The sequence below is a fragment of the Thermoanaerobacterium sp. PSU-2 genome (assembly GCF_002102475.1).
GTDB lineage: Bacteria > Bacillota > Thermoanaerobacteria > Thermoanaerobacterales > Thermoanaerobacteraceae > Thermoanaerobacterium.
In genome coordinates this window covers 15,860-42,356 of record NZ_MSQD01000002.1, presented here as the reverse complement: position 1 = coordinate 42,356, position 26,497 = coordinate 15,860, and the positions used below count along the sequence as shown (strand labels likewise).

At 31.8% G+C, this 26,497-nt stretch carries 32 protein-coding genes; all 32 read right to left on the bottom strand.

What is annotated here, in order from left to right; genetic code table 11:
• Positions 1-58: 58 nt before the first annotated feature.
• Entirely contained in the window at positions 59-925 is an 867-nt protein-coding gene (gene speB, locus BVF91_RS02205; RefSeq protein WP_045408092.1) for an agmatinase, read from the bottom strand.
• Positions 926-928: 3 nt separating this feature from the next.
• Positions 929-1,762, bottom strand: coding sequence for a polyamine aminopropyltransferase (speE, locus tag BVF91_RS02200; RefSeq protein ID WP_014758746.1), 834 nt, complete (start codon positions 1,760-1,762; stop codon positions 929-931).
• 17 nt (positions 1,763-1,779) lie between these two features.
• Positions 1,780-2,157 carry a GNAT family N-acetyltransferase gene (locus BVF91_RS02195; RefSeq protein ID WP_085111903.1) on the bottom strand — a complete coding sequence of 126 codons (378 nt, stop codon included), beginning with the start codon at positions 2,155-2,157 and terminating at the stop codon, positions 1,780-1,782.
• 13 nt (positions 2,158-2,170) lie between these two features.
• Positions 2,171-2,878 (bottom strand): pseudouridine synthase, encoded by a 708-nt coding sequence (locus BVF91_RS02190; protein WP_085111902.1) that lies wholly within the window; start codon positions 2,876-2,878, stop codon positions 2,171-2,173.
• A gap of 99 nt (positions 2,879-2,977) precedes the next feature.
• Positions 2,978-4,261 (bottom strand): FAD-dependent oxidoreductase, encoded by a 1,284-nt coding sequence (locus BVF91_RS02185; RefSeq protein WP_085111901.1) that lies wholly within the window; start codon positions 4,259-4,261, stop codon positions 2,978-2,980.
• On the bottom strand, positions 4,254-5,219 hold the full coding sequence (locus BVF91_RS02180; protein ID WP_206199002.1) for a sulfide/dihydroorotate dehydrogenase-like FAD/NAD-binding protein: 966 nt from the start codon (positions 5,217-5,219) through the stop codon (positions 4,254-4,256). The genes BVF91_RS02185 and BVF91_RS02180 overlap by 8 nt, the downstream gene beginning before the upstream one ends.
• A gap of 91 nt (positions 5,220-5,310) precedes the next feature.
• Positions 5,311-6,456 (bottom strand): D-alanyl-D-alanine carboxypeptidase family protein, encoded by a 1,146-nt coding sequence (locus BVF91_RS02175; protein WP_085111899.1) that lies wholly within the window; start codon positions 6,454-6,456, stop codon positions 5,311-5,313.
• 57 nt (positions 6,457-6,513) lie between these two features.
• Positions 6,514-6,960: a GerW family sporulation protein gene (gene ytfJ / locus BVF91_RS02170; protein WP_013787995.1), complete on the bottom strand. Its 447-nt coding sequence runs from the start codon at positions 6,958-6,960 to the stop codon at positions 6,514-6,516.
• 6 nt (positions 6,961-6,966) lie between these two features.
• Positions 6,967-7,674 carry a DUF2953 domain-containing protein gene (locus BVF91_RS02165; protein WP_085111898.1) on the bottom strand — a complete coding sequence of 236 codons (708 nt, stop codon included), beginning with the start codon at positions 7,672-7,674 and terminating at the stop codon, positions 6,967-6,969.
• 47 nt (positions 7,675-7,721) lie between these two features.
• A complete protein-coding gene (scpB, locus tag BVF91_RS02160; protein ID WP_085111897.1) occupies positions 7,722-8,228 on the bottom strand; it encodes an SMC-Scp complex subunit ScpB in 507 nt (168 codons plus the stop codon).
• Between the two features lie 4 nt (positions 8,229-8,232).
• Positions 8,233-8,943: a segregation and condensation protein A gene (locus tag BVF91_RS02155; protein ID WP_085111896.1), complete on the bottom strand. Its 711-nt coding sequence runs from the start codon at positions 8,941-8,943 to the stop codon at positions 8,233-8,235.
• Positions 8,943-9,557 carry a site-2 protease family protein gene (locus BVF91_RS02150; RefSeq protein WP_085111895.1) on the bottom strand — a complete coding sequence of 205 codons (615 nt, stop codon included), beginning with the start codon at positions 9,555-9,557 and terminating at the stop codon, positions 8,943-8,945. Before BVF91_RS02150 ends, BVF91_RS02155 begins: the two co-directional genes overlap by 1 nt.
• Positions 9,554-10,705, bottom strand: a complete 1,152-nt coding sequence (locus BVF91_RS02145) for a CCA tRNA nucleotidyltransferase (RefSeq protein ID WP_240495782.1) — start codon at positions 10,703-10,705, stop codon at positions 9,554-9,556. The genes BVF91_RS02150 and BVF91_RS02145 overlap by 4 nt, the downstream gene beginning before the upstream one ends.
• 130 nt (positions 10,706-10,835) lie before the next feature.
• Positions 10,836-11,192, bottom strand: a complete 357-nt coding sequence (spoVAE, locus tag BVF91_RS02140; RefSeq protein ID WP_045408060.1) for a stage V sporulation protein AE — start codon at positions 11,190-11,192, stop codon at positions 10,836-10,838.
• A 15-nt stretch (positions 11,193-11,207) separates the two neighbouring features.
• On the bottom strand, positions 11,208-12,221 hold the full coding sequence (spoVAD, locus tag BVF91_RS02135) for a stage V sporulation protein AD (protein WP_085111893.1): 1,014 nt from the start codon (positions 12,219-12,221) through the stop codon (positions 11,208-11,210).
• Positions 12,222-12,226: 5 nt separating this feature from the next.
• Positions 12,227-12,676 (bottom strand): stage V sporulation protein AC, encoded by a 450-nt coding sequence (gene spoVAC, locus BVF91_RS02130; RefSeq protein ID WP_013787987.1) that lies wholly within the window; start codon positions 12,674-12,676, stop codon positions 12,227-12,229.
• Between the two features lie 56 nt (positions 12,677-12,732).
• Positions 12,733-12,936, bottom strand: a complete 204-nt coding sequence (locus BVF91_RS02125; protein WP_014758761.1) for a dodecin family protein — start codon at positions 12,934-12,936, stop codon at positions 12,733-12,735.
• Between the two features lie 196 nt (positions 12,937-13,132).
• Entirely contained in the window at positions 13,133-13,876 is a 744-nt protein-coding gene (gene sigF, locus BVF91_RS02120; RefSeq protein ID WP_085111892.1) for an RNA polymerase sporulation sigma factor SigF, read from the bottom strand.
• Positions 13,877-13,885: 9 nt separating this feature from the next.
• A complete protein-coding gene (spoIIAB, locus tag BVF91_RS02115; protein WP_013787983.1) occupies positions 13,886-14,317 on the bottom strand; it encodes an anti-sigma F factor in 432 nt (143 codons plus the stop codon).
• Positions 14,318-14,662: an anti-sigma F factor antagonist gene (spoIIAA, locus tag BVF91_RS02110; RefSeq protein ID WP_085111891.1), complete on the bottom strand. Its 345-nt coding sequence runs from the start codon at positions 14,660-14,662 to the stop codon at positions 14,318-14,320.
• A 97-nt stretch (positions 14,663-14,759) separates the two neighbouring features.
• Entirely contained in the window at positions 14,760-15,863 is a 1,104-nt protein-coding gene (locus BVF91_RS02105) for a D-alanyl-D-alanine carboxypeptidase family protein (RefSeq protein ID WP_240495788.1), read from the bottom strand.
• Between the two features lie 108 nt (positions 15,864-15,971).
• Positions 15,972-16,838, bottom strand: a complete 867-nt coding sequence (locus tag BVF91_RS02100; RefSeq protein WP_085111889.1) for a site-specific tyrosine recombinase — start codon at positions 16,836-16,838, stop codon at positions 15,972-15,974.
• Positions 16,839-16,904: 66 nt separating this feature from the next.
• The gene (spoIIM, locus tag BVF91_RS02095; RefSeq protein WP_085111888.1) at positions 16,905-17,531 is read right to left on the bottom strand and encodes a stage II sporulation protein M; all 627 of its coding nucleotides are present in this window, start codon (positions 17,529-17,531) and stop codon (positions 16,905-16,907) included.
• A 68-nt stretch (positions 17,532-17,599) separates the two neighbouring features.
• Complete coding sequence (locus tag BVF91_RS02090; RefSeq protein WP_085111887.1) at positions 17,600-18,766, bottom strand: endonuclease Q family protein; 1,167 nt, start codon at positions 18,764-18,766, stop codon at positions 17,600-17,602.
• A 13-nt stretch (positions 18,767-18,779) separates the two neighbouring features.
• A complete protein-coding gene (locus tag BVF91_RS02085; protein WP_085111886.1) occupies positions 18,780-19,304 on the bottom strand; it encodes an NUDIX hydrolase in 525 nt (174 codons plus the stop codon).
• Positions 19,305-19,476: 172 nt separating this feature from the next.
• A complete protein-coding gene (locus tag BVF91_RS02080) occupies positions 19,477-20,553 on the bottom strand; it encodes a DUF3866 family protein (protein WP_085111885.1) in 1,077 nt (358 codons plus the stop codon).
• A 2-nt stretch (positions 20,554-20,555) separates the two neighbouring features.
• A complete protein-coding gene (locus tag BVF91_RS02075; protein ID WP_206198999.1) occupies positions 20,556-21,353 on the bottom strand; it encodes an MraY family glycosyltransferase in 798 nt (265 codons plus the stop codon).
• Positions 21,354-21,369: 16 nt separating this feature from the next.
• Positions 21,370-22,044 carry a glycosyltransferase family 2 protein gene (locus BVF91_RS02070; RefSeq protein ID WP_085111883.1) on the bottom strand — a complete coding sequence of 225 codons (675 nt, stop codon included), beginning with the start codon at positions 22,042-22,044 and terminating at the stop codon, positions 21,370-21,372.
• Positions 22,044-22,970 carry a copper transporter gene (locus BVF91_RS02065; protein WP_085111882.1) on the bottom strand — a complete coding sequence of 309 codons (927 nt, stop codon included), beginning with the start codon at positions 22,968-22,970 and terminating at the stop codon, positions 22,044-22,046. Before BVF91_RS02065 ends, BVF91_RS02070 begins: the two co-directional genes overlap by 1 nt.
• A gap of 10 nt (positions 22,971-22,980) precedes the next feature.
• Positions 22,981-24,102 carry a putative cytokinetic ring protein SteA gene (gene steA, locus BVF91_RS02060; RefSeq protein ID WP_085111881.1) on the bottom strand — a complete coding sequence of 374 codons (1,122 nt, stop codon included), beginning with the start codon at positions 24,100-24,102 and terminating at the stop codon, positions 22,981-22,983.
• 92 nt (positions 24,103-24,194) lie between these two features.
• Positions 24,195-24,977: a sporulation transcription factor Spo0A gene (gene spo0A / locus BVF91_RS02055; RefSeq protein ID WP_085111880.1), complete on the bottom strand. Its 783-nt coding sequence runs from the start codon at positions 24,975-24,977 to the stop codon at positions 24,195-24,197.
• Positions 24,978-25,090: 113 nt separating this feature from the next.
• Positions 25,091-26,401, bottom strand: a complete 1,311-nt coding sequence (spoIVB, locus tag BVF91_RS02050; protein WP_085111879.1) for a SpoIVB peptidase — start codon at positions 26,399-26,401, stop codon at positions 25,091-25,093.
• Positions 26,402-26,497 lie beyond the last annotated feature (96 nt).

Here is a 26,497-nt window from a genome sequence, read left to right as displayed (position 1 = left end):
TTTCTATAAAAAAATAAGACCAACTATTAAAAACTGGTCTTATTTTAAAATAAACTTATCATAAGAATGATAGAATAGACTCTCTAATCAATTTCGCAGCCAAAATCGACGTTATACCCGAATGGTCGTAATCAGGCGATACTTCAACCAAATCCATACCTACAACATTTAGATCCTTTAACATGTGTATTGCACTTAGCGCTTCTTTTGAGGTTATACCGCCGGGTTCAGGAGTACCTGTACCAGGTGCAAAAGCGGGATCTAAAACGTCTATGTCCCATGTGATGTATATAGGCTTTGATTTTATATTATCAAGTATTGATTTCAAGGGTTCAACAACATCATATAAGAACATATTGGTATTTTTGAATGCAAATACAAATTCCTCTTTAACACCTGAGCGTATGCCAAAATGATACATATTTTTTTTGTTTACAAATTCAGAGGCAATTCTTAAAACTGTAGCATGGGAATCTCTTTCTCCAAAAAATTCAGTTCTCAGATCTGTATGTGCGTCAAAGTGAAGCACAACTAACTCATTTCCGTACTTTTTAAAAACTTTTTCTAAGATTGGAGCACTTATTAAATGTTCACCACCCAAAAATATCGGCTTTTTCCCAGCATCTATAATATCTTTAGCAGCATCACCAATTATATTTAAACATTTTTCTACATTTCCATAAGGTAATATCAAATCACCATAATCATAATACTTTTTGTCTTTTAAACTTCTATCTAGATATACACTGTACTCTTCTAATCCTAAAGATGCCATCCTTATTGCCTGTGGTCCAAAGCGTGTTCCGGGTTTAAAGCTTACAGTATAATCCATAGGAGCACCTACAATCACAATTTCAGATTTATAATAATCATCGCTGCTCCCCAAAAATTTTCCACCGTTTGATAAATTGTCTTTTATTATCAAAAACTATGCCTCCTCAAAAATTTCTTTTACAAATTTCGGCAACACAAAGCTGGCTTTATGTAACTGTGGCGTATAATATTTTGTGTCAATATTAGGAATATTATTCACATCTACAGCTTCAGGATCATACTTCTTAGAACCCATTGTAAAAGTCCACAAATGCCCCGGATATGTCGGTATAGTACATATATATGGCTTTACTATTGGGTAAATATTTTTAAACATCTTACTTAATTTATTTATTAAGCTACCATAAATAAAAGGTGACTCTGTCTGTGCTACTATAATTCCGTCTTCCTTTAAGCACTCATACACAGATCTATAAAAATCCTCTGTGAATAACCCTACCGCAGGGCCTATAGGATCTGTCGAATCTACAATTACAACATCAAATTCATTCTTGTGCTCACTCACATATTTTATTCCATCGCCAATCATAATCTCTACTTTTTCATCATATAATCCACAGCTAATTGTAGGTAGATATTTTTTCGAATTTTCCACAACACGATCATCGATCTCTGCGAGAACAACTCTTTCCACTGAATCGTGCTTTAAAATTTCTTTTACGGCACCACCATCGCCACCTCCTACTATTAAAACGCTTTTAGGATTTTTGTGAGTAAAAAGCGGAACATGCACTATCATCTCGTGATATACAAACTCATCTTTCTCTGTCGTTTGCAAAATTCCATCAAGAATCAATACCCTACCATAAAATTCAGACTCTATTACGTCTAACTTTTGATATTGGGTATTTTCAGAATTCAATGTTCTATTTACTTTTAATGAATAACCTATAGAATCGTTGTGATGTTCAGTAAACCATAGTTCCATTTTTCATTCCTCCTAAATTATTTTTTAAATAATTCTTCTATATCGACATATAGAATGTCTTCTAATCTTTCAAAATGATTTTTAATATAAAAATCATCAAATTTAGAATGTTTTATGCACGCTTTTTTGATTCCAAAATCATATACATTGTTTAAAGCAACTTTTAAAAGCATTGTTCCATAGCCTTTCATCTGATATTCAGGCAAAACAGCATGTCCTATTATATAAGCCATATCATCATACACTTTTATTGTTATAAAGCCAAAAGGCTTTTCATCTGTTGCTATCATATTAATACATTTGCTTAGATCTACTGAAAAAGGCAATTCAAAATAATCAGCAATTTCTTTTATATATTTTAAATCTTCTTCTGATGCAAACTTAATTTTAAACATAAACCATCTCTTCCTATAATTTTTTTAAATATTCTACTTCATCTTTAGATAGATAACGCCATTGTCCAGTTTTTAAATTTCCAATATCCAAATTGCCTATTTTTACTCTTTTTAACTTTAAGACAGGATGTCCAATTAGCTCACACATCTTTCTGATTTGCCTGTTTCGTCCCTCATGGATGACTATTCTTACGGTAGAATTACCATTTGTGACTTTTAATATATCTATCTCAGCTTTGGCAGTTTTATAATTATCAATGTAAAGTCCATTTCTAAACATATCCAACTTCATTTTGTCTGGCACACCTTTTATTTGCGCAATATATACCTTATTAATTTTATGCCTCGGGTGCATGAGTTTATTTGCCAAATCACCGTCATTCGTAAGCAAAAGCAGTCCTGAAGTGTCATAGTCCAATCGACCAATTGGATATATCCTATCATCAATATTAACTAAGTCTATAACTGAAGGTCTGTCAAATTGATCTTTAACCGTCGTAATATATCCTACAGGTTTATTTAGCATGATGTATATATTTTTATTGACTTTTGTGACTACTTTACCGTTGTATTCAACAACGTCCTTATTTGGGTCAACTTTGACACCAAGCTCCCTTATAGTTTTACCATTAACTTTAACTTTTCCATCTAAAATCAACTGCTCACACTTTCTCCTGGACGCAATTCCGCACTCAGCCAGGTATTTTTGCAATCTTTCCATAACGTTTCACACCCACATTTATTATACACCCAACACAACGCATATAATATAACATTTTTTGATACAAAAGACAATACTTTAGGCAAGCTTTAGACTTGCCTAAACCAATTTTTCATTATATATTCCCATAAGATTATCTCTTTCTACCTTTTCTCTAATCGCATCAGTATTTGTAGTATACAATCCTAATGATTTCATCCTATCAAAATATATTCCACCTGCAAACGTATAGCGATTCTTCAATCCTTCTTTTGTTTCTATACATTCATTTTCATATGCAATAAGATCCCCAGATGCCAAATTTCTCGGCAATTCTAAAAGCGGCATTCCTAATGACAGCCTAACACTATTGTGCCCTGCCAAACATCCGGTAGTCATAGCTTCGGTATGTCCAGTAAAAAGCCCTGATTTTTCTCCCGCACAAAGCAAATTATCAAGACCTTTTACTTTCATTCCGTTATTCCTGGGAGCAATAGAGAGATATCTAATTGAATTAGCCTTTCCTCCAGAATATGGATCTTCAAACCTGGCTCTTTCAAGCCCTGGAATTTTTCTTAATTTTTCTAAAGGATAAAATGGGGTCATCAGCTTGGCATGGCCAGTATCAAGTAAAATGACATTCTTTGCGTATTCTGGAAGAGCATATTGTTGGCATACTTTTATATTCAGTTTATCCATGTTTACATCTTCTTCAGGAACTGGCAACACGACAACACCTTCTTTATCAAGTTTCTCTCTGATTTCATCGCTTAATGAATCCTTATTCAACTTACAAGACCCACTAAAGGCACCATAAACTTCATCAGATCTCATTCCTAAAATATCTTCAACACCTGCTCGGTAACTTATGCTAATCCTTGGTCCAAAAGATGGACATCTTAGTATACACATTGAACAACCATTGCCGTATCTTAAACAATTTCCCATAGGCCCTGTTGAGCCGGTAGTCTCTATAAATACATCGCCATATTCAACTGATTCATCATCTAAAACAATACCTTTGATTTTTGTCTTGTTTTCCATTATTACATCTGCCGCTCTAGATATAAATTTAATTTTAATCCCTTTATTTAATAGCATTTTTCTTATTTCAGGCTCAACCTTAGTTATATCGTACAGATTTGCGTGTTTATGACCTGGAAATTCAATATTTCTATGTCTTGCACACATATCAGTTATCTCAATCAATTCATATCCACCTAAATATTTTATTTCTTCTGCAGCAGTAAACCTGCCATTATTTCGCATTATTCCTCCCACTAAACCACAACCTAACAACATATCTGTTTTTTCAAGCAATACGACTTCAGCACCTGCTTTTTTTGCCGTAAGAGCTGCTGCACATCCTGCCCAACCGCCGCCAATAACAACAACCTTAACCATGTAATACTCTCCTTTCAATTGTCTTTCTAACATCTAATTGAACTTTACACGACCTTATTTTTTGCCCATCAATTTGGACTTCACAACTGCCGCAAATACCTTCTCCACAGCATATTGTATTATTGTTTGATACAGCAAAATAAGCTTTGCTATCAAGTAAATCTAAATAATTTAAAATATTTAGATGTTGTTCATCAGAACCTCCACTGTAAATTAATTTAATATCCTTGTCTGCAATTGCATTTTTTAAAATATCTTGCCCATCGTTGCTTAAAAGATCTGTCGTAATTATCTTTAAATTAAAGTTATTAATATACTGCCAAATAAAAAACTCTTCAACTTTACCCTTATCAATTATCACAGTTATTTCATTGTTGTTATTGTATAACTTGTTTATGATTATTGCTCCAGGTGCTTGTGCTATACCCCTTAATATTACAAGGCATTTTGAATTTCTAGTACCTTTTATATATTTGTGTCCAAACAATCCATTCCAATATGGGCCTCTCAAAAATACATGTTTACCGCATGAATTGATTAAATTTGTCTTAGGGCCGTTAATTTGTACAGCAATTTTTATAATCCCATTTATCTCATCAGCGTACATTACAGACATTGGTGCGTCGAAAAAAGAAGGACTTGACTCATCTCTTAAGAACACATACGATCCAGGTTCATTTAAGTCTCTTGCCATTTTGTTAGATACAGATAGCGTCAATATTATTAAATTTTTATTTATATTTTGTTTATCAATTATATCTGCCACAATAGTTTCCCTTTTTGCTTTTGCTTTTCTTTTTGACCAAATAAAATCTTGATATACACATACGCCATTCCAATTGCAATCGCAAAATTCTTTTCCTTGCAATTGAGAACAAACAATACATTCGTTTAATTCTGCTAAATAGCAAGGACAGTAATCACTACCAATGTCAATACATTCAAGCCTGTGATTGATCATTTAACCATCTCCTAAAGAAATTTTACATATTTATGTTATTCTCAAATAAAAAAAAGGTTACAAAAAACTCCTGGTACATACCAGGAGTTTAATATTGAAATATGTCAATCCAATTCTTTATGATGGTTTTAAAATTAAAGTTATAATCTCTTTCATCAATGTTTTTGCCTGAAACAACATCGATAGTCGCAACCTGATTATCATTCAATTTCACAATAGCAATTCCGATTTTTTCTCCAATTCCTATTGGTGCTTTTACAGATTTAGGTATGTTATAATCAATTTTAACGTTTATCTCCTCATCTTTTGAAATTGGCAAGATGAAATCACTATTATACATAAGCGGCAGATATTTTTCCTTGCCATTAACAACACTTATGGTCTTTACCATCTGACCTTTCGAAATGATCTTAATTGGAGTATAATTTGAAAAAGAGTAATCTAAAATTTTTTGTGTGTCTTCCCACATTGGACCGCTGTTTAATACTACAGATATTAGCCTTTGACCATTTCTTGTTGCAGAAGCTACTAAGCATCTGCCAGCCTTATTAGTAAATCCTGTTTTTACTCCATCTGCTCCTTCATATTGCCAAAGCATCTTATTTTTATTTCGCAGATACCTGTCGTATTCTTTTCCGTCCCAAGGAATTGTCTTTTCTTTTGTTGATACTATTTCAGCGAATTTATTGTAATTGTTAAAAGCGTATCTTGTAATTAAAGCTAAATCATAAGCAGTTGTATAATGGTTGTCAATCCCGATATCAAGACCTGAAGGTGTAACAAAATTTGTATTATATGCTCCAATTTCTTTAGCTTTTTTATTCATAAGCTCCACAAACTTATCAACACTGCCACTTATATGTTCTGCAATTGCGGTTGCAGCATCATTCCCTGAGTTTAACATTAAACCGTACAATAAATTTATCATTGAAATTTTTTCTCCAGGCGAAAGCCATATTGAAGATCCACCTACACTTGCAGCTTTTTTGCTGACGGTTACAATATCATTTAAATTGCCGTATTCTAAAGCCAACAACAATGTCATGATTTTGGTTGTACTTGCCATAGGAAGTTTTTCACTTATATTTTTTTCAAAAAGAATTCTGCCAGATTTCTGATCCATTACAATTGCAGCTTTTGCAGCAATCTGAGGAGGTTTTAAATTCTCAGCTTCTATGTTTGTAGGGGTCATAAGGAAAGTAAAAATAAGCACTAATAAAAGTATTTTCTTCATTACTGTCCTCCTTGAAAGTTAATACCTCACATTATGACCCGCTTGTTACCTAATAAATCAATCTATGTTATTTGTTACAGTTATTGGAGTTGATTTTTTATAAGTCTTGTTTTTATTAAAAACATTTTGAAGCTCCTCCATTAACTTAGGTGCCAAATCAATTATTCTTTCAACCATCGCATTTTGATTTACTGGCAAAAGTCTTATCTGTCCTTGCCCTACAACCATAAATGCAACTGGCTGTAAAGAAACGCCCGCACCACTGCCACCGCCAAATGGCATATTTGATTGTCCATTATTTTGATTTTGTTCTTTGTCTTTATTTTGCGTCATCTGAAACTCTCCACCACCAGCAGCAAAACCAAACGTCACCCTTGAAATTGGAATGATCACTGTTCCGTCTGGAGCTTCTACCGCATCCCCAACGATTGTATTTACATCTATCATTTCCTTAAGACTCTCCATAGTCGTCTTCATTAATCCTTCAATAGGATGATCGCTCATCCAAAATCACCTCCGTTTAAAATTTTTTAAGAATTTAATACCATTAACTATAATATTACCATATCTAAAATCTAATATGCAATCAAAGTCGCTTTTTAAAATATTTTCTCCAAAATGAGGGTTTATAGATATAGAAGGCTTAGTTAAAAATTTTATACTGCAATAGACAGGAACAATTAGCGTATAAATTACAAAATTAATGATTCCATATACAATTGATGTAAAAGCAGCATCAGTAAATCCCTCATCTACATTTAATCTTAATTTCCTAATTACTATAGACCTTTTAATGCTTTTGCTCATTTCATAAATCATAAACTTATTTGAATTAAATAAATCTATTATTCTATGTACATCATGTAAACTTAGCATTTTTCTCTTTTCTGATTTTTTTGGGAATTTTAAAAAAAATGCTTTATGAACTTCATACTTTATTACCGGCCTATTGTCTTTTAGAGTAAAATTGACAATATCAACGACTACATTCATCAATCTAATTCCCAATATTTTTAATGACAATTCTGCTCTATCATTTTCTTCAATTCTTTTATAATTAACGTTTAGGCTGGCAATCTTAGCAAATCGAACAATATATATGTATATATTTAAAATAAAATTTACACCATAATTGTCATAGTGCACTTTAAAAGTCATAGGGTAAATAAAAATAAATATTGCTACAAGCAAAATTAATAATATACAAAGAGAAAACATCAATTCACCTTCTCAAATATATTGTTTTCAATAATAAAAATAAAATACTAAGTAATATCGTCTAATGGAGGCAAGTCTTTTAAAGAAGGCAAATTAAAATACTTCAGAAAATCATCAGTTGTAGAATAAAGTATTGCACGGCCTGGGGCATTTATTCTTCCATCTTCTTTAATTAAATTAAATTCTAATAAGGTATTAATTGCTTTCTCGCACTTTACACCTCTTATTTTTTCTATGTCAATTCTTGTAATAGGCTGATTATAAGCGATTATAGACAAAACTTCTAATGCAGCTTGAGATAATCCTTGCTTTATATCAAGTCCTAATGCCTTTTTTATATAGTCTGAATATGCTTCATTTGAAGACATCACTATTGAATCATTTATCATCGAAACTTTTACCCCTCTGTTTTCTCTATCATAACTGTTTTTTAATCTATTAAAAGATTCAATGACATCCTTTGTGGAAATATTTAAGACATCACTTAAAGTTTTTATCTTAACAGGTCTGCCAGCGGCAAATAGTATAGACTCTATTATGCAATCTATATCCATTATTTCACCTCTTTAGACTTTTTATAATTATGTCTCCAAATGTCTTTTTTTGTTCAGCCGCAACTTTATTTAACTTAATCAATTCCAAAAGTGCTACAAACGAAACAATTTTTTCTATCTTTCGTAAATTCTTTAAGAAATCGCCAAATTTAATCACAGGAGTAACTATTAGTTTCTTTAATATCTCCTTTATTTTGTCATCAATTGTAATTTGATCTTTTGCATATCTAATCGGCATAACATTGTTGCTGGACTTTTGAAGAATCTTCATATAAGCTTTTTTTAAGTCGATAGTTGAATAATTGAGGCAAAGCGATTTATCAACATATTTTATTTCAGGCTCGTCTCTAAAAAATTTAGTGCCTAATGTATTTAACTCTTTCAGTCTATTTGCGACACTTTTATATTTTTTATACTCAATCAACTTTTCCACCAATTCTTCTCTAGGGTCTGCATCAGCCATTACCATTTGCTGTCCTTCGAAATTTTGCTTTGGTAAAAGCATACTCGACTTTATTTCCAGCAATGTAGCAGCCATTAAAATAAACTCTGTTGCAATATCTAAGTCCATTTCTTGCATAGCTTTTAAATATTCCATGTATTGGTCGAAAACAGATGCAATCGGTATGTCTTTTATATCTATTTCGTTTTTTTCTATAAGATGAAACAAAAGGTCAAAAGGTCCTTCAAAAGATTCTATTTTAATGTTGTACATTATCCCACTCCAAACGGAAACAAAATTATTTTAGAAATCAGTTTATCTAACCCCATCATTAGCGGAGTCATAAATAAATTAATTATTCCTGTAAATAGAAGCAACAGCAAAGCAATTTGTCCATATTGTTCATATTGCGAATAAATATATGCTTCTTTCTGAGGAAGAATGCTCCACAAAACCTTTGAACCATCTAATGGTGGAATAGGAATTATATTAAACACAGCAAAAACCAAATTGTATTGATAGAGTATAGTCAAAAAAAGTCCTAATACAGGGATATTTCCAAAATAAAACATCAGAATTCGCGTTATTATGGCCAAAAAAACGTTAGAAAGGGGGCCAGCCAACGCCACATATAAAACGCCTTTTTTTCTGTCTTTAAAATAATACGGATTTATCGGTACTGGCTTAGCCCACCCAAAGTATATAATAAACAGCATAATTAACCCTAAAGGATCTATGTGGGCCAGTGGATTTAATGTAAGTCTTCCGCTTTGCCTAGGCGTAGGATCGCCTAATTTATCTGCTACATAACCATGGCTAAACTCATGAAAACTCATTGCTATTATCAATGCCGGAATTCTAATTAAATAGCTTAATAATGCACTCAAATCTTTTCACCTCTTTTAACTTTTTCTACATAATGTAATAGACTCCTAATCTCGTCTTCTCGATCTTTTATCTTGCCTGAAATTTTGTCCAGCAATATTTTATCTAAAATTTGTTTGTAAATTGGTGACGGCTGAAGTCCTAATTTTTTTATGTCGTCGCCATTTATTCCCAGTCTCTTTAATTTTACCATGTCATAATACTTTCCGATGGCTTGTTTTATATTTAAGTCTTCCATAGCATGTACTGCAGATATTGCTTCTATTCTCTTATCTTTTAATGTATTGAAAATAGATACATTTTCATTTAAGTTAGACATATTCATCTTTATATTGAGAATATCAGATAATCCACTCAAATATTCACGTTTTAAATTGTATTTTCTAATTAAACAATCAGCATCTTCTTTTGTAGCATTATAGAAAAACAACAAAAATCTATACAATAATGTATTGCCATCTTTAGGGCTTGTATTCAAATTTGTTGTATTAATCTTTATGCCACAAAATAATTCCTTATCAAGCTGGTAATGTTTCATTAACTTTACTATAGGTTCAGGTTTCTTCTCTTTCAATATCAAATAAATTTCATTCATAATTCTATCGGCAGATACATTAAAAATATCACCGTCAGATATAGACTTCCTTAACAACCATTCAGTATGTTGCTCTATTTTAAAACCTAATCTTCCACTGTATCTTATTGCCCTAAAAATCCTCGTTGGATCGTCAACAAAACTTTTATCATGTACGACTCTAATTAATTTATTTTTTATGTCATCTGCACCGTTATATATATCAATGATTTGATTTGTTTTTACATCTAATGCCAGCATATTTATCGTGAAATCTCTTCTTTTAATATCATCAGCAAGACTTGCTCGTTGGACGACTGGCAACATTCCAGGACGTTCATAATATTCTTTTCTTGCAGACACAATATCTAACTCAAAATCTTTTATTTTTATTTTGGCAGTTTCAAATTTGTCATGTACCTCTATATCACCATTTAAAATTTCATTGAGCATAAAAGCAAATTTTATTCCATCGCCTTCTACCGTAATATCAATGTCATCGCTTTCTAAATTTAACAATTTGTCTCTTACGTATCCACCTACAATATAAGCATTTACCCCAATTTTCTCCGACATATCTTTTAAAATTAAAAGTATATCTCTGTCTATAAAAACTCCCTCTTTCTCGCTAATATGCTTTAATTATTATATCATATTTGTACAAAAAAATAAGCATAATCCCATGAATTATGCTTTTCTATAAATATCATTTTTTTGTACGAGGATTAAATATTATAGAAAACAAATAGCCAAAAAAGATTGCTGCAGCGATACCACCTGCCGTTGCCGTCAGTCCACCTGTAAAAGCACCAGTGATACCATCTTTTTTTACTGCTTTGATTGCACCTTGCGCTAAAGAATTGCCAAAGCCAAGAAGCGGAACAGTTGCACCAGCACCTCCGAAATCTATTATTTTCTTGTATATTCCTATACCACCTAATATAGCTCCTACTGTAACATACAAAACTAAAATTCTTGCAGGTGTAAGCTTTGTTTTATCCATTAATATTTGAGCAATTACACAAATTATTCCGCCTACAAGAAAAGCACGTAAATAATCCAATTGTATCAACCTCCTCTACACGTAATTTGAAATTGTAACTGCATGAGCTATACCTGGTATTGACTCACCTTGTTGTGTGCTTGTCGGCGATAGCAAGGCACCTGTAGCGATAAATAAAACCCTATTGTAAATTCCGCTTTTTATCTGCTGAAGCAGCCAACCATTTAAAACTACTGCAGAACATCCTGCTCCACTTCCACCGGAATGTACATCTTGCGATTCATCATATATTTCTATTCCACAATCTTTGTATTTATTTTCAATATTCATGCCTTCTTTACTAAGCAACTCCATCAGGATGCTTTTCCCAACTCTTGCCATGTCTCCAGTTATTATTAAATCATAATCGTTTATTGTAAAACCTGTATCATTAAAATGTGTCAAAATTGTATCTGCTGCAGCAGGGGCCATAGCAGCACCCATATTGTTTGCATCTTTCATTCCTAAATCAACAACTTTTCCTGTTGTAACGTGCGTTATATATGGACCTGTGCCATTGGATGACAACAATGATGAACCTGATCCTGTAACCGTCCACTGGGATGTGAATGGCCTTTGGACACCTTGCTCTAATGGAAATCTGTATTGTCTTTCAGCAGTAGAAAAATGACTGGATGTTGTAACAATAATATAATCTGCAAATCCTCCATCTATTAACATAGAAGCTATAGACAATCCTTCAGCCATTGTGGAACAAGCTCCATATAATCCAAACGTAGGTACATTAAATTGTCTAGCAGCAAAACTAGAAGTAATTATTTGATTTAAAAGATCTCCACCTATCAAATAATCAATGTCTGAAATATTTAAACTTGCTTTTTTAAGGGCTAAATTTACAGAGTCTTGAAACATCTTGCATTCAGCTTTTTCCCAGCTTTTTTCACCATAAGTATCATCAGTCAAAATCATATCAAAATAATCTTTTAAAGGTCCTTGTCCTTCTTTTGGTCCAACTATTGTGCCAGACGATATAATAGAAGGTGGATTTGCAAATTTAACGGTTTGCGATCCCATTTTTTTTATTGCCATAGTAATCACCCTTTTAGAAAATAGTATATAAGCCCTACGATAATAGAGGTACCAACTCCGTAAACTATAACCGGACCCGCTATGTTAAACATTCTGGAAGCCACCCCAAAAACAAATCCTTCTCTTTTAAATTCCATAGCTGGTGAAACAATAGAATTAGCAAAACCAGTTATCGGCACAACAGAACCAGCTCCTGCAAATCGTCCAATGTCATCGTAAATGCCAATTCCAGTTAAAAATGAGCCTAAAAAAACCATTATGATTGCAACTGGTGTTCCGGCTTGTTCGGCAGTCATTCCTCGATTAATAAACAAATTTAAAAAAAATTGGCCAACATCACATATTAATCCACCTACCACAAAAGCCCATAAAACATTTTTTAAAAGAGTAGGCTTTGGCTCATATTTCTGTGCAATATCCTTGTATTCTTGCTGTTTCTTTATATCCTTTTCCATTTTAATGCCTCCATAAAATCGATATATAGTGGGCACCTATTATGGTTGCCCACTTTTTATCTGTCTACTCTAAATGCTATTTGAATATTTGCTTTGTATTCGACAATTTTACCGTCTTTTACGTTAGCAGTTTGATTTAATACTTCTATTCCCGATATATTGTTTACAGTTTTTGCTGCTTCTGCTACTGCATTTTGTATAGCATCGTCCCAACTTTTAGTAGAATCTCCTACGACATTTAAAATTTTAACTACAGCCATTTTAACTCCTCCTTTAAATAAACAAGTACAGCACTATCAGGTATTTTTTTAGTGCTATATTTTAAAAAGTAAATAACAGATAAAGTAAATATAATTATTGAGAAAAATATAATAAGCTTTCTCATTTGTAACACCTCGGTACAGTAATATTATGTGACAATATGTTTTTTTCATACAAAAAGAAGTGCAAATAACTTTACACTTCTTGTAATTGCTCTTTTAATTTTTTTAAAACTTTCTTTTCAATTCTTGATACTTGCACTTGAGATATGCCTAGGATTTTAGATACTTCTGTCTGCGTCATATCTTTAAAATACCGCAAAACGATTATCTGTCTTTCACGAGAATTTAAATTTTTTAAAACCATTCTTAAAGCCAACTTATCTTCAATTTCATATTCTTGTTCATCGATTCCTATTTTTTCTATCAAAAGCAAATTATCATCTTCATTGTGTTGAGAATTATCATATAAATATTCAGCAGTGGCAGTAGATTCAAACGCCATCGCAACTTCTTCTGCTGAAACATTAAGCTTTGAAGCAATTTCTTGGATTGTTGGTTCTCTATTTAATTCCTTTTCCAATTTGTCTTTCATAAAATAGGCTTTATTTGACAATTCTTTTAATGATCGGCTAACTTTAATAAGTCCATCATCTCTCAAAAACCTTTTTATCTCACCTATTATGATTGGTACTGCATACGTGGATAATTTCACATTATAAGATTCATCAAACTTATTAATGGCTTTTACAAATCCTATACATCCAATCTGATAAAGATCTTCTGCCTCATATCCTCTGTAAGAAAATTTCTTCACTATACTCCAAATAAGGCCGCTATTTTCTTTCAGCAACTTCTCCATTGAAGACTTGTCATTATTTTTAGATTTTCTTATAAGTTCATTTACATCTTCATTCCTTTCATTATCTTTATCAATCATAGCAGCACCTCATTTACCTGAATTGATGTATTTGGTCATTCTAACCTTAGTACCTTTTCCTTTTTCAGATTCAACAACCAATTCATCCATAAAAGTCTGCATAACAGTAAAGCCCATTCCTGATCTATCTTCATCAGGTTTTGTAGTATATAAAGGTTCCATCGCTTTTTCAATGTCCTCTATTCCAACACCATTGTCAATAACTTCGACTGTTAACTTGTTCCCTTCTATCTCTGCTTTTAACATTATATAATCAATTTTACCTTCATAACCGTGAATTATAGAATTTGTAACAGCTTCAGATACTGCTGTCTTGATATCTGCTATTTCCTCTACAGTTGGATCTAATTGAGCTGCAAAAGCAGCAATAACGGTCCGTGCAAAAGATTCATTTTGAGACTTGCTTAAAAATTTCAATTCCATTTTATTTGAATAACTCATTTATATCCCCCTTTGCATGTTTTTAATAGCTTCTTCTATTGTATCATAGCAATTTATTATCCTTAAAATTCCTGATAACTCGATGACTTTTAAAAGTTGAGAATTAGCACCTACAATTGCCAATTTACCATCATTATCTTTAGCCATTTTATATCTTCCAAGAATCATTCCAATACCGGAACTATCCATAAAATTCAATTTTTCAAAATCCAATATAATATTTTTAAATCCTTTCTGGTATTCAGTATTTATAGCATCTTTAAAAATATCCGATGTATGATGATCCAATTCCCCTTTTATCTTTACTATTAAGGTGTCATTTTTTTCTACAAATTTTATTCCCATATTCATCCCTCCATAATATATTATTCTACATCATAGCTCAATTTCCTCCTTATTTGTAATTTTTTTCTATGAAAATTTTTAAAAAAATACTAAAAGCTTATAAGCTTTTAGTATTTTTTACCCACGATTTATAGATTTTTTCAAAAGTATTTATTAAATTTGTTCTTTTAACACTTTTATCAGCTATTAACGATACTGTCTTTATAAGATTATTACCGTCGTATATTTTCACTGTTCCTATTTCTGAACCTGCTTTCACAGGTGCATCAACATATTTATTTAAGCTTACTATTTGCTTTATATTTTTTGATTCACCTTTTTTCAATAAAATATATTCATCATTTTGGGAAATAGCATTTACGTAATCTTGTTGGCCTTTTAAAACTTTTATATTACCATATACCTTGCCTGCTTCAACAACTTTTTTTGTTTCAAAATTAGCAAAACCATAATCTAACAATTTTGAAGCTTCTTTGAAGCGAGTAGCGGAATCTGGTGCTCCAAATACCACTGCTATAAATCTTGTATCACCTCTTTTGGCAGTTGCAGATAAACAATACAATGCTTCTGAAGTAGAGCCTGTCTTTATTCCATCTGCGCCTTGATAATTCCAAAGGAGCTTATTAGTATTAGCTAAACTAAACTTACCATTTCTAACAGAATCAATTTTATCAGTTAAATATTTAAATACATTTTTATGTTTAACAAGCTCTCTGGATATTAGCGCCATATCATAAACAGAAGTATAGTGTCCATCTTCAGGTAAGCCAGATGCATTCTTAAAATTTGTATTTTTTGCACCCAACTCTTTAGCTCTTTTGTTCATTTCTTCCACAAATTTTTCCTCACTACCTGAAATATATTCAGCCAATGCGACTGAGGCATCATTTGCAGAATTCATCGCGACAGATTTCAACAGATCATCTACCGTCATTTCTTCGCCAACCTCTAAATAAATTTGTGTACCACCCATATCATAAGCATGTTCACTTGTCACAACTTTGTCAGTAGTCTTAATCTTACCAGAATCCAATGCTTCCATAACTAAAAGCATAGTCATTACTTTCGTAACACTGGCAGGAGGTAGCTCTTCATGGCTATTTTTTTCATATAGAACTTTACCTGTATTAGCGTCCATAAGAATTGCAGATTTTGACTTGAGATTGAAATTATCAGCATATGCAAAATTTTCTAACAACATTGAACATACAAACACAAATATCAATGTAAATAATAATGTTTTTTTCAACATTTTATCCCTCCTCTTAAAATTATTTTTTCTAATGGAGGGATTATTATTCCTAAATTTTTAAGCTCTTGGATGAGATCTTTTGTACACTTCTTTTATTTTCGATTTTGAAATTAATGAAATCAAATCACCTTGGTTAAAAGATTTGTATCCAAGAATTTCCTGTACGCTTCTTATGTCAGCTCCATTTTCCAACATGTGCTTTGCAAAAGATTTTCTCAATATACTTGGTGTTATGTCAAATCCTGGATTTACTATGTTGGTATATTCTTTAATGATTTTCCAGCATCCCTGGCGAGTCAACGGTTCACCTCTCAAATTTAAAAACAGGAATTCATCCTGATCTATTTTTCTCCTTACAGAGATGTAGCTTTGAAGCGCATTTGAAGCTGAATCTCCAATTGGTATAAATCTTTCTTTTGAACTTTTGCAATAAATATAACCATAATTAAGATTCACATCTTTTACACGCAGAGATATCAGCTCTGATACTTTTAGGCCAGTTGCATACAAGACCTCTAATATCGCTTTATCTCTCAATCCTTTTTCACTATTCTCAAATTCGTGAGATAAAAGCTTGTCAACCTGTTCCACTGACAATGTTAGAGGAATCTTTTTCTCTATTTTCGGTGCATCTAAAGTATATGCTGGTTCTTTATCAATAAACTTATTCATAAATAAGTACTGGTAAAAAGATTTTATGGATGATAAATGACGAGAAATAGTGGATTGTGACATATTTTTATGTTTTAAAAAATTTAAATAGCTAATAATTGTTATTTTATTAACATCATAATATTCGATATTGTTTTCTTTTAAGTACCCCATAAACTGCGTTATATCTCTTTTATAAGATTCAATCGTATTATCGCTTAGCTTTTTGTCATTTTTCAAAAAGTCAATAAAAGCTTGTACAATGCTTCCCATCTACATTACCCCTATTATTTTAGTTATATTTTTATATTCAACATATTTTTTATTTTTCCTTCTTGCTTATTGTATAATATTTTTTAAAAAATAAAGTATTTTAGGTGTAATATATGCTTCAAATACCCCGCTAACTATCATCAGCGAAAATGCAAAATAAACCAATAAAGTATATGTTACAAATTGAGAAAATAAATCATTAATATTGAATCTTCGGTTTTTTAATATATACATCGAAAAATTGATGGCCGTTGCTGAAATAAAAAATAATGAAATTAAAACAAGAATATTCTGAGGCAATATAGCAACCAACGTAAAGAGAATTCCTTTGTATTTCAATTGGTTTATCAGAAAACCAACTGAAAAACCTAATAAAAATCCTCTTATGCCAATAACAATAAATATAAATGGAATTCCAATAATTGTTGCTCCAAGAAGCCACAATACAAACGTCGTTTCAAAATTATTTAAAACAGATTGTTTAAATATTTCAATTGGAACTATCTTCATCTGGCTAATTATTACGTAAAAATTTTTAATGTATTTCATCATATTTTCTTTTTGTACATCATTTAACGTATTTATTGTAAAAGAACCAGATGCTATACCAATCATAAATGACATTAAAATTATGATATATAATATCGAATTGTCTCGAATGTGTTTAGATGTCTTTTCTTTTAAATATTTCAAGGCAACGTCCTCCTCCTGCCTCAAATTATATTTTAATTTATGCCATGGAGAAGGACATTATGACTACCTCAAATTATTTTCCCGTAGATACCGCCGCCTCCTGTTTCAATTTTTAGATTGCCATATCTTGCATCTAAGATATTTTTCGCTATTTTTTCGCCAACTGAATTTTTTAATTGTTCAAAAGGCGCTTCATGTGTGACGTATATTTCGCTTCCAACTTCTCTCGTAAGCTTCTTAATTGTTTTTGGGCCGATGCCAGGCAAAAATTCCAATGGAATCTGATATACATATTCAGCTCTAAAGGGCGGGTGTAGCATCTCTTGATCTTTTATCTCATATATTCTGTCTAAAACCCCAAATACTATGTTCTTGCTATTGCAATAAGCACACTTATACGCTGGCGGATCTACATTAGCAACTTTATTGCAATCAAGACAAAATGTTCTATGATATTTGCCTAATGCAGGATTTAGTCCATAATTTCTTATGACTCCTTTCATGGACTTTAATGCAGCTTTTAAGCTTGTAAAATCAGGTTTAGGCAAATCAAATACGTTAAATTCCCTGCCAATTTTTTGTAGCGAATGAGCATCGGAATTGCTTAAAAAAGTTTTACCTCTTAATTCACTTATCATATCTGCCAAAAAAGTATCAGAGCTTAATCCAAGTTCTACCGCATTGACATTTTCAAAATATTCATTAAATATATAATTTAATCTATCTGTCGTATTTCCATAATAACTTTTATATGGCGTAAATATGTGAGCAGGTACAACAAATCCATCTAAGTCTTCTGCAATCTTCAATATTTCCATGCTATTTAAACTGCATCTTTGTGTACTTAAATTTACATTATTAATATGTTTAGATAAGGCTTTAGAAAACTTCCTCATCGATTTTATATCTTTCAAAAAACACAATAAATGCGGTGAACCACGCAATTCACCACCTACCTCTATTTCACTTACTAACAGCAATAATACCTTTTGCTCAAATAAAATTCCTCCACCTTCAAGTTCTTCATACAATCCATATTCAGTTTTAAGCAGTTGCTCTATTTCATCTAAAATTTCTGGAGCAGCACAATCAACAATTCCTACAATATCTATGCCTTTCTCAATACATTTATTTAATATATTTTCGACTGTTAGATTTGGTGAAGCGGTGATCTTAACAGGCCTGCCATTTCTAGTCCTTCCTATGTGAACGTGTAAATCTGCATTATAGTACATCTTAAACCCCTTTTCACCTTATATAATACAATAACGCAATAAGTGTTTTTGCATCTTCAATCAAGCCTTTTTGCATCATATTCCTAATCTCATCGACTGTATACTCATGAACATTCAAAAATTCATCTGGATCTGTATTTGATGTGCCTTTTTCTAAATCATCTGCCAAAAATAGATGCAAAATTTCTGTGGAAAAACCAGGAGATGGATAAAATGAAAACAAGTGTTTAAGCTCTTTCGCTATATACCCTGTTTCCTCCATTAGCTCTCTTTTTGCACACTCTATAGGCTCCTCTCCCACATTTAATTTTCCTGCAGGTATCTCCAACAGCATCTTCTCTGCGGGTTTTCTGTACTGTTCAACCATGACTATTTTTCCGATTTTGTTTATCGCTAATATTGAAACACCACCATTATGTTCAACAATTTCTCTTGTTGTTATCTTTCCGTTTGGCAAAACAACATCATCTACTCTCAAGTTTATTATCTTGCCCGAAAATATGACATTTGAACTCTTTGTTACTTCGGTTAGCTCCATTTTATACAATCCTTTCTGATTAGTATATTTTTTACTTAGCTTGCATAAGATAACATCAAAGGAGATGAATGTAATGATTATATGCGAAAACAAAATTTATTTTAAGGGTAAATTTTATGAACTCTTAAAGCTTTTAAATGAACTTTCTTCTAAGTACAAAACGTTTTATGAGTTAATCAACCATTAATAGATCCGAACAATAAACTGCTGCAGCAATACAAGCATCGAAAAACTCGCTTTCTTCATCAAGTCCTCTTCCCATAGTAGTGAATTTAATATCTTTTACATTGTGCAATAGCTTTCTATATTTTTCAACATCAACAAAGTATTTATTCATCTTATCAAATGCGTTATTTTCCAATTGCTTTTTGAGAAGAATCTCTTTTTCATGTTTCAGTTTTGGGACTGCAATAGTGCATGTGCTATTCACAAGTTCTGCTACTGTAACAGTATGATGGCTTATACCGTTGTGTCTTTCTCTTGCGTCATTAAAACTAATTCTAGGTATCAATATAGAATTACCCTTTATTTTGTTTATTGCATCTATAATTGAAGCTTGATCGATGCCTGAAAATCCATATTTTGTTCCTGTCCCGACTATGCCTGGCCCCATAGCTATAATTGCAACGTCGCTTTTGGCTACTTCCTTTGCACATATCAATGCCGAATAAATATTAACAGCCTCAAAATCCCCTCCAAAGGCATGGCCAATAGTAATTGTGGTATCGATAAAATTATTTTCTTTTAAATAATGGACAGTATTGCTGAAAGATATAGGAAGACAAGCAGAATCAGTCATTATATATGAAATTTTAACCGATGGTTTTAATTTCTTTAATATTATTGCAGTAGGAGCCAACATGCTGTGAAGTTCAGCTACTATCGCAGGCATGCCATTCAACCCTTTAAAATTATTAAAAATATCATGGTACGGACTATCTTGTTCTTCTACCGAAAGCACATTAATTTGCATAGGAGAATAGCGCATTTTCATTATATGCCCTATGTTTTTATATTCAAATGAATCGTATCTTGTATTCAATATGACAAAGTCATATCCACCCGTACCCAATTGCAAGTTTCTAGCCGTTTGATTTACATAAACTACATCATCCACGTTTATTATACCTGTAATCTTATTATAATTTACTGCCTTTGAAACAATTCCTTCTACGTCAATTTCTACAAAGCATATATCAGCCTTTTCTGATATAATTTTTTTTACAATTCCTTTTTTAATTGAAATCACAACTAATCACGTCCTCTGCCAATCATGTCTAAATAATTCAAAAACTTATTTTTTTCTATTATTTTAGACAATGAATATTTTTCAGTAATAATATGAATTAAAATCAAAAATCCCAAGATAATTAGTCGTATATTGAAATTAAACAATAAAACACTTGATATTCCTAACGTAAGTCCAAGAATATTAGAACCAGTATCACCTAACATAATTTTTGCTTTTAGATCCAGTGGTATAAAGGCAATTACAGCTCCCAAAACAATTAGTAAGATTAAAAAGTTTCCAGTACCTGCTAATAAGAAAATTATGGCTATAAAAAAGAACGCTTTGCAAGCTCTTCCTGGTCTTAAATCAAGCAAATTCAAAAAATTAGTAAATAAAGATATCAATATTGTGTTAACTATTATATCAACTAATCTATTGCTAATATTTATGCTTATATAAAACGATACTATAACGCCTATTACCGCTTTTAAACCTCCTGTTGTCAATTTCATGTTCAGAAGTGATTTAATATGCCCTTTTAATCCTCTGACACTTCTATCACCTAATAAATCGTCGATTAAACCTACATAAGACATCAATACAATGGAAACCAAAAAAATCGACGTCATTTCATCAGAAATCCCAAGAAACTTTGAGATAATCGCTGCAATAAAAATAGTTGGAACAAAAGCTATTCCACCACATACTGGAATCAAAACATTTTTATAATTAGGCTTTAGGCACACATCTTTGTCTAATATCTGAATTATAAATTTTTGAATTACTATCATCAACAAAAAAGATATGATAAAAATCATTAATGATGACACTTTATCACCGGTCCTTAAATATCGCTTTTATTAATAAAACTTTAAGTATATCGAAAAACTGTCTACCTCTATGAATAAAACCTTTGATATCTCTTAATGTAACAGAGTGAGTCATATCAACATCTACTTCTTTAATCTTATATCCTAAATTAAATATGTCGATTGTCATACCAACTTCTATACCATAACCACCATAAATTTTTTTTATTTTGTCAAGCACTTCTTTTTTAAAAACCCTTTGACCAGAGAGTGTAGAATCAAAATCATGACCAGTAAGCATTTTTACGCCGTATTTTGCTAATTTCTTTACAAACCCAAAACCTGATTTAACATTGACTTTAGGAAATCTGGCTACAGTAACATCGGCATCATTATTTAAAACAGGTTTTATTAATTTGATTACCTCTCGAGAAGTCAAACCTACATCTGCGTCAATAAAAGCGATAACATCATTTTTAACGTATTTCAAGCCTTCTTTTAAGGCTCTTCCTTTACCAGAATTATTTTTTAGGTTCACCAATTTTGCTCCTGCTTTTTTAGCTTTATCTGCTGTGTCATCTGTAGAGCCATCATTTATAACAATGATCTCATCAATTTCCTCTATATTCTCCATTCCCTTTATTGTATCAACGATTCTCTTGCCTTCATTGTATGCCGGTATCAAAACACTTACAGCCATCATTTCACCTCGTTTGAATTTGTCTTATTTTGATTTTGATTCTGTTGGTATTCTATAAAGGAATCGGGCATAATCGCTGTATCTCCAGCTTTTATTCCATAATTGCCATCTTTGCCTTGCATCACCATTACCAATGAAGTTTGTCCTATAATCGTATCTATGTTATCAACGGTTGACAAGTGTTGTTTTCTATACGCATCCATATAAGAATACTTCACATCGCTTTGTTCAACTCCGACAATCGGCACATTTAAAATTTTCGATTGCCTTATTATTGGGATATCTACTATATTTAAATTGTTATTTTTAAGATTGCTGCCACCTGCTAAAACGATAAAGTCTGTATTTCCAGGTGTACCAGTAAAATCAATGTACCCCTTATCTTTTAAATAAGTTATCAATTCTCCATCTTGCCCAGTAACAAGAACTTCAGTCAGTTTCTCAGATAAAGATTCGATGAGATGGTTGCTGTCAATATTGCCGTATTTAGACAAATTAGTTATTAAATCATCTTTCTCTGACTGATCTAAATTATTTAAATCATCTTTAAATATTGTAACAGATGATATTGTTGCACCTGCTTTCATCAAAGCATTTCTTAAACCTGGATAGATAAAATCATTGTTTGTTTCAATTATTGCAACTTTTACACCATTTAGGCGTCCTTTTACAAGCTCAGGGAAAACAATTTTCCCGTATTGGTTCATATAGTCAAGTTGCTTATTTAAACTTTGTACATTGTCCTTTAAATTAGAATTTTCAGTTTGGATATCTTTAAATTTTTGCTCTAGCTGATTTATGATCGTTTCTTGCTGTTCAGAAAAAACTTTTTGTCCATCCAACATGAATCCTATAAATATTCCGATGCCCAATGCCATAAAAATTGCTGCTATCGTCAATACATAATATCTAATATTTACGTTCATAGATCTCCTCCTAAAATCCTATTAAAAGCCTTATCCTTAGCTGCAAAAGTTTTAAAAGCTGTTGCATAGGTGGTGAAAAATAAGCTATTACACTAAGTGGAACCATTGCAGCAAATATAATACTAAAAACATATGAAAGCCTAAAATTTTCTCTGTATAGTTTGTTAACCCCTTTAGCATCAATAAGCTTAGATCCAATCTTTAATCTTACTAGAAATGTGCTAGACATTCCCTTCCTTCCTTTTTCCAAAAAATCGATCATACTAGAATGAGTGCCAACAGCCACTATTAAATCTGCACCCTTTTCATATGCTAAAAGCATAGCAATGTCTTCACTTGTTCCTGGCGCTTTAAATATATGTGCATCAAGTCCTAATGATTTAACTCTATCTAACCCAGGCGACTTGCCATTTGGATAGGCATGAACTACTATCTCCTTTGCTTTTTTCAAAGCCTTATCGCTTACGCTATCCATGTCTCCAATTATAATATCAGGTGTTAAGCCAAATTCAAGTATTGCATCTGCACCCCCATCTACTCCTATCAATATAGGCTTTACATCTGTTATATACTGCCTAATAGTATATAAGTCTTCCTTATAGTCTTTTCCTCTTACAACAACCAATGCTTGTCTATCTTTAAACTTTGTCTTCACATCAGGTATTTCAATATCACCCAAAATAAATGACTTTTCTTTTTTAGCATATTCAAGTGTATTCTCAATGAATTTATCCAACTCTACTTCCAAATTTTCCTTACATTCTTCCATTTTGTAATTAATGACATCGTGTGTAAGCAATTTTCCTCTTTTTATCAATTTGCCATCTTTATATATTTCATTATCGATTATAGTAATCTTATCATTCTCTTTAAGCAAATCAAATATATCTTCGCCAACTTCATCTATAATAGGGATACCAGCTTTATCAATAATAGATGGGCCTAAGTTAGGATACCTACCGCTTATCGATTTATTAGCATTTATCACAGCCAAAATCTTCTTTTCAATCAAAGATTCGGCACCAATCTCATCGATATCAACATGATCTATCACAGCGATTTCTCCGGGGCCTATGCGCTTTGCAAGATTTTTCGTCCTTTTGTCCATTTTAACTGTACCAGTAATTTGCATGGTAAAACCTCCATACATCTTTTCTTTGTTTATTATAGCACAATTTTCTACAAGGTAAAACAAAAAATACGGTGAGCTATTCACCGCATTTTTTAATTCGCCTTTAAACTCAATCTTAACTTGTCAGCAATAAGCGCGATAAATTCAGAATTGGTAGGTTTCCCCTTTTCATCGTTAATTGTATAGCCAAATAGATCGTTTAAAACATCGACTTTACCTCTGCTCCACGCAACTTCAATCGCATGTCTTATAGCCCTTTCCACTCTACTGGGAGTAGTCTCATATTTCTCAGCTATCTTTGGATACAAAAGCTTCGTTACAGAATTCAAGTATTCAATATTGCTTATTACTAATGTTATAGCATCTCTTAAATACAAATATCCTTTTATATGCGCAGGTATTCCTACATCATGAATAACCTGTGTTATAAGAGTTTCTAAGTCGACAGATTTTTTGTCTCCGATTATAGGCATGACAGCCTTTGACACCACATCAGGCTGATACTCCATTATCTCTGTTATTCTCTTAGAAAGCAACTCCAAATCAAATGGTTTTAGAATGTAATAATCTGCACCAAGGTTTATTGCTCTTTGTGTAATTTTTTCCTGACCTACTGCCGATAAAATGATTATTTTAGGTCTCTTTTTCTTTAGTTCATTGACTTTTTCTAAGACTCCAATGCCATCCAAATACGGCATTATGATATCCAAGATTAAAAGATCTAAATCATTATCTTGAATAAGTTTTACTGCTTGATTGCCATCATTTGCAACACCTACAATTTCGATATTTTCTTTTGATGACAGGTAGTCAACCATTATACCGACAAATTCCTTATTATCATCACAAATTCCTAATTTAATTTTCTTTAACAACAAACGCCCCTCCTTATGCCATTTTATAAAAAACAAATCTACTTTATAATATTCTACATAAAATTAGAATTTCCTTCTTTTAACAATAAAAAAATTAGGGAAAAATGTAATCCCTAATTCTTAAACACATTTTCGTCATGGTGTAAATTTTCCATTTCATTTATCATCCATTCAGCATATACTGCATATCCTTTAGTTGGGTCATTAACAAAAACATGTGTCACAGCGCCTATAAGCTTTCCATTTTGTATAATTGGACTTCCACTCATTCCTTGGACAATACCACCTGTTTTATCTAGCAATTCTTTATCAACAATTTTTATTATCATCCCTTTTTGATTTGGATTCTTTTGTTCTACTTTTTTTAGTATCTGAATGTCAAATTCCTTTACTCCCGTATTATCTATTGTCGTAAGGATTTTTGCTGGTCCTTCAACAACTTGTGATTGATAACCTATCGGTATTGGTTTTAAACTTATACCACTTGGATTGATTATATTCCCATATATGCCATACTCTGTATTTTTTTCAATATCACCTATTGTGTCAACTTCCTCTAAAAAAATACCTCTAAGCTCTCCAGGACTGCTTCTTTTCCCTTTACTTACAGATGTTATTTTGGACTTCATTATTTGTCCGTTGTTAACCGACAGAATATCTCCTGTGTCTATATCGGTAATAGCATGTCCTAAAGCAGCATAATATTTTTTATCTTCAGTGTAAAATGTCAACGTTCCAATACCTGCCGTATGATCTCTTACCCACAATCCCAGCTTATACTTTTGATCATCTTTAGCCAAAACCGGATGTAATTTTGAATAAACAATATTGCCTTTTCTACTTATTTTAAGTGTTACCATTGTATCTTTTTGCTTATTTATAATGTCTGTTATATCATCAGCAGAGTTAATCTTTATATTATTAACTTCAAGAATTATATCACCTATTTGTATTTTCCCCTCTCTGTATGGACTGTAAATTTTATCATCTGTTCCTATTATATCAGAATATCCAACTACAAGGGCTCCTTTTGTGTTAAGCTTAACTCCAATTGAATCGCCACCAGGAATTACCTTTATTGTTGGTATCACATCAACATAAATACTTTTTATTGGAAATATCCCAAATAACCTGAAATTTATATTCACTTTACCACGGTTTAGCGTTTCAACAGAAAATGGTTTATCAAGATTTAAAATATTATTGCCGCCTTCATCATTATCTATTTTAACAATGCCTTGTCTATCTGTATAAAAGCCTACTTTAAGTGGTAAATTAAAATTAAATTTTACTTTTTCTCCTTCAAAAAATTTATAATAGTTGGGAGTCTGGTAAACACTCTTAATTGCAGGTGTATAATTTATATATATTATTAAAGCGGATAAAAAAGCAAAAATTAAATATTTAATTTTATTGCGATTCAATTTAATCACTCCCTCAAATAAATTTGCTATGATTAAATTAACCTTTTAGAATGATTTATATACTGTCAATAAAAAGTTAGATTTCTAAGTCAATTA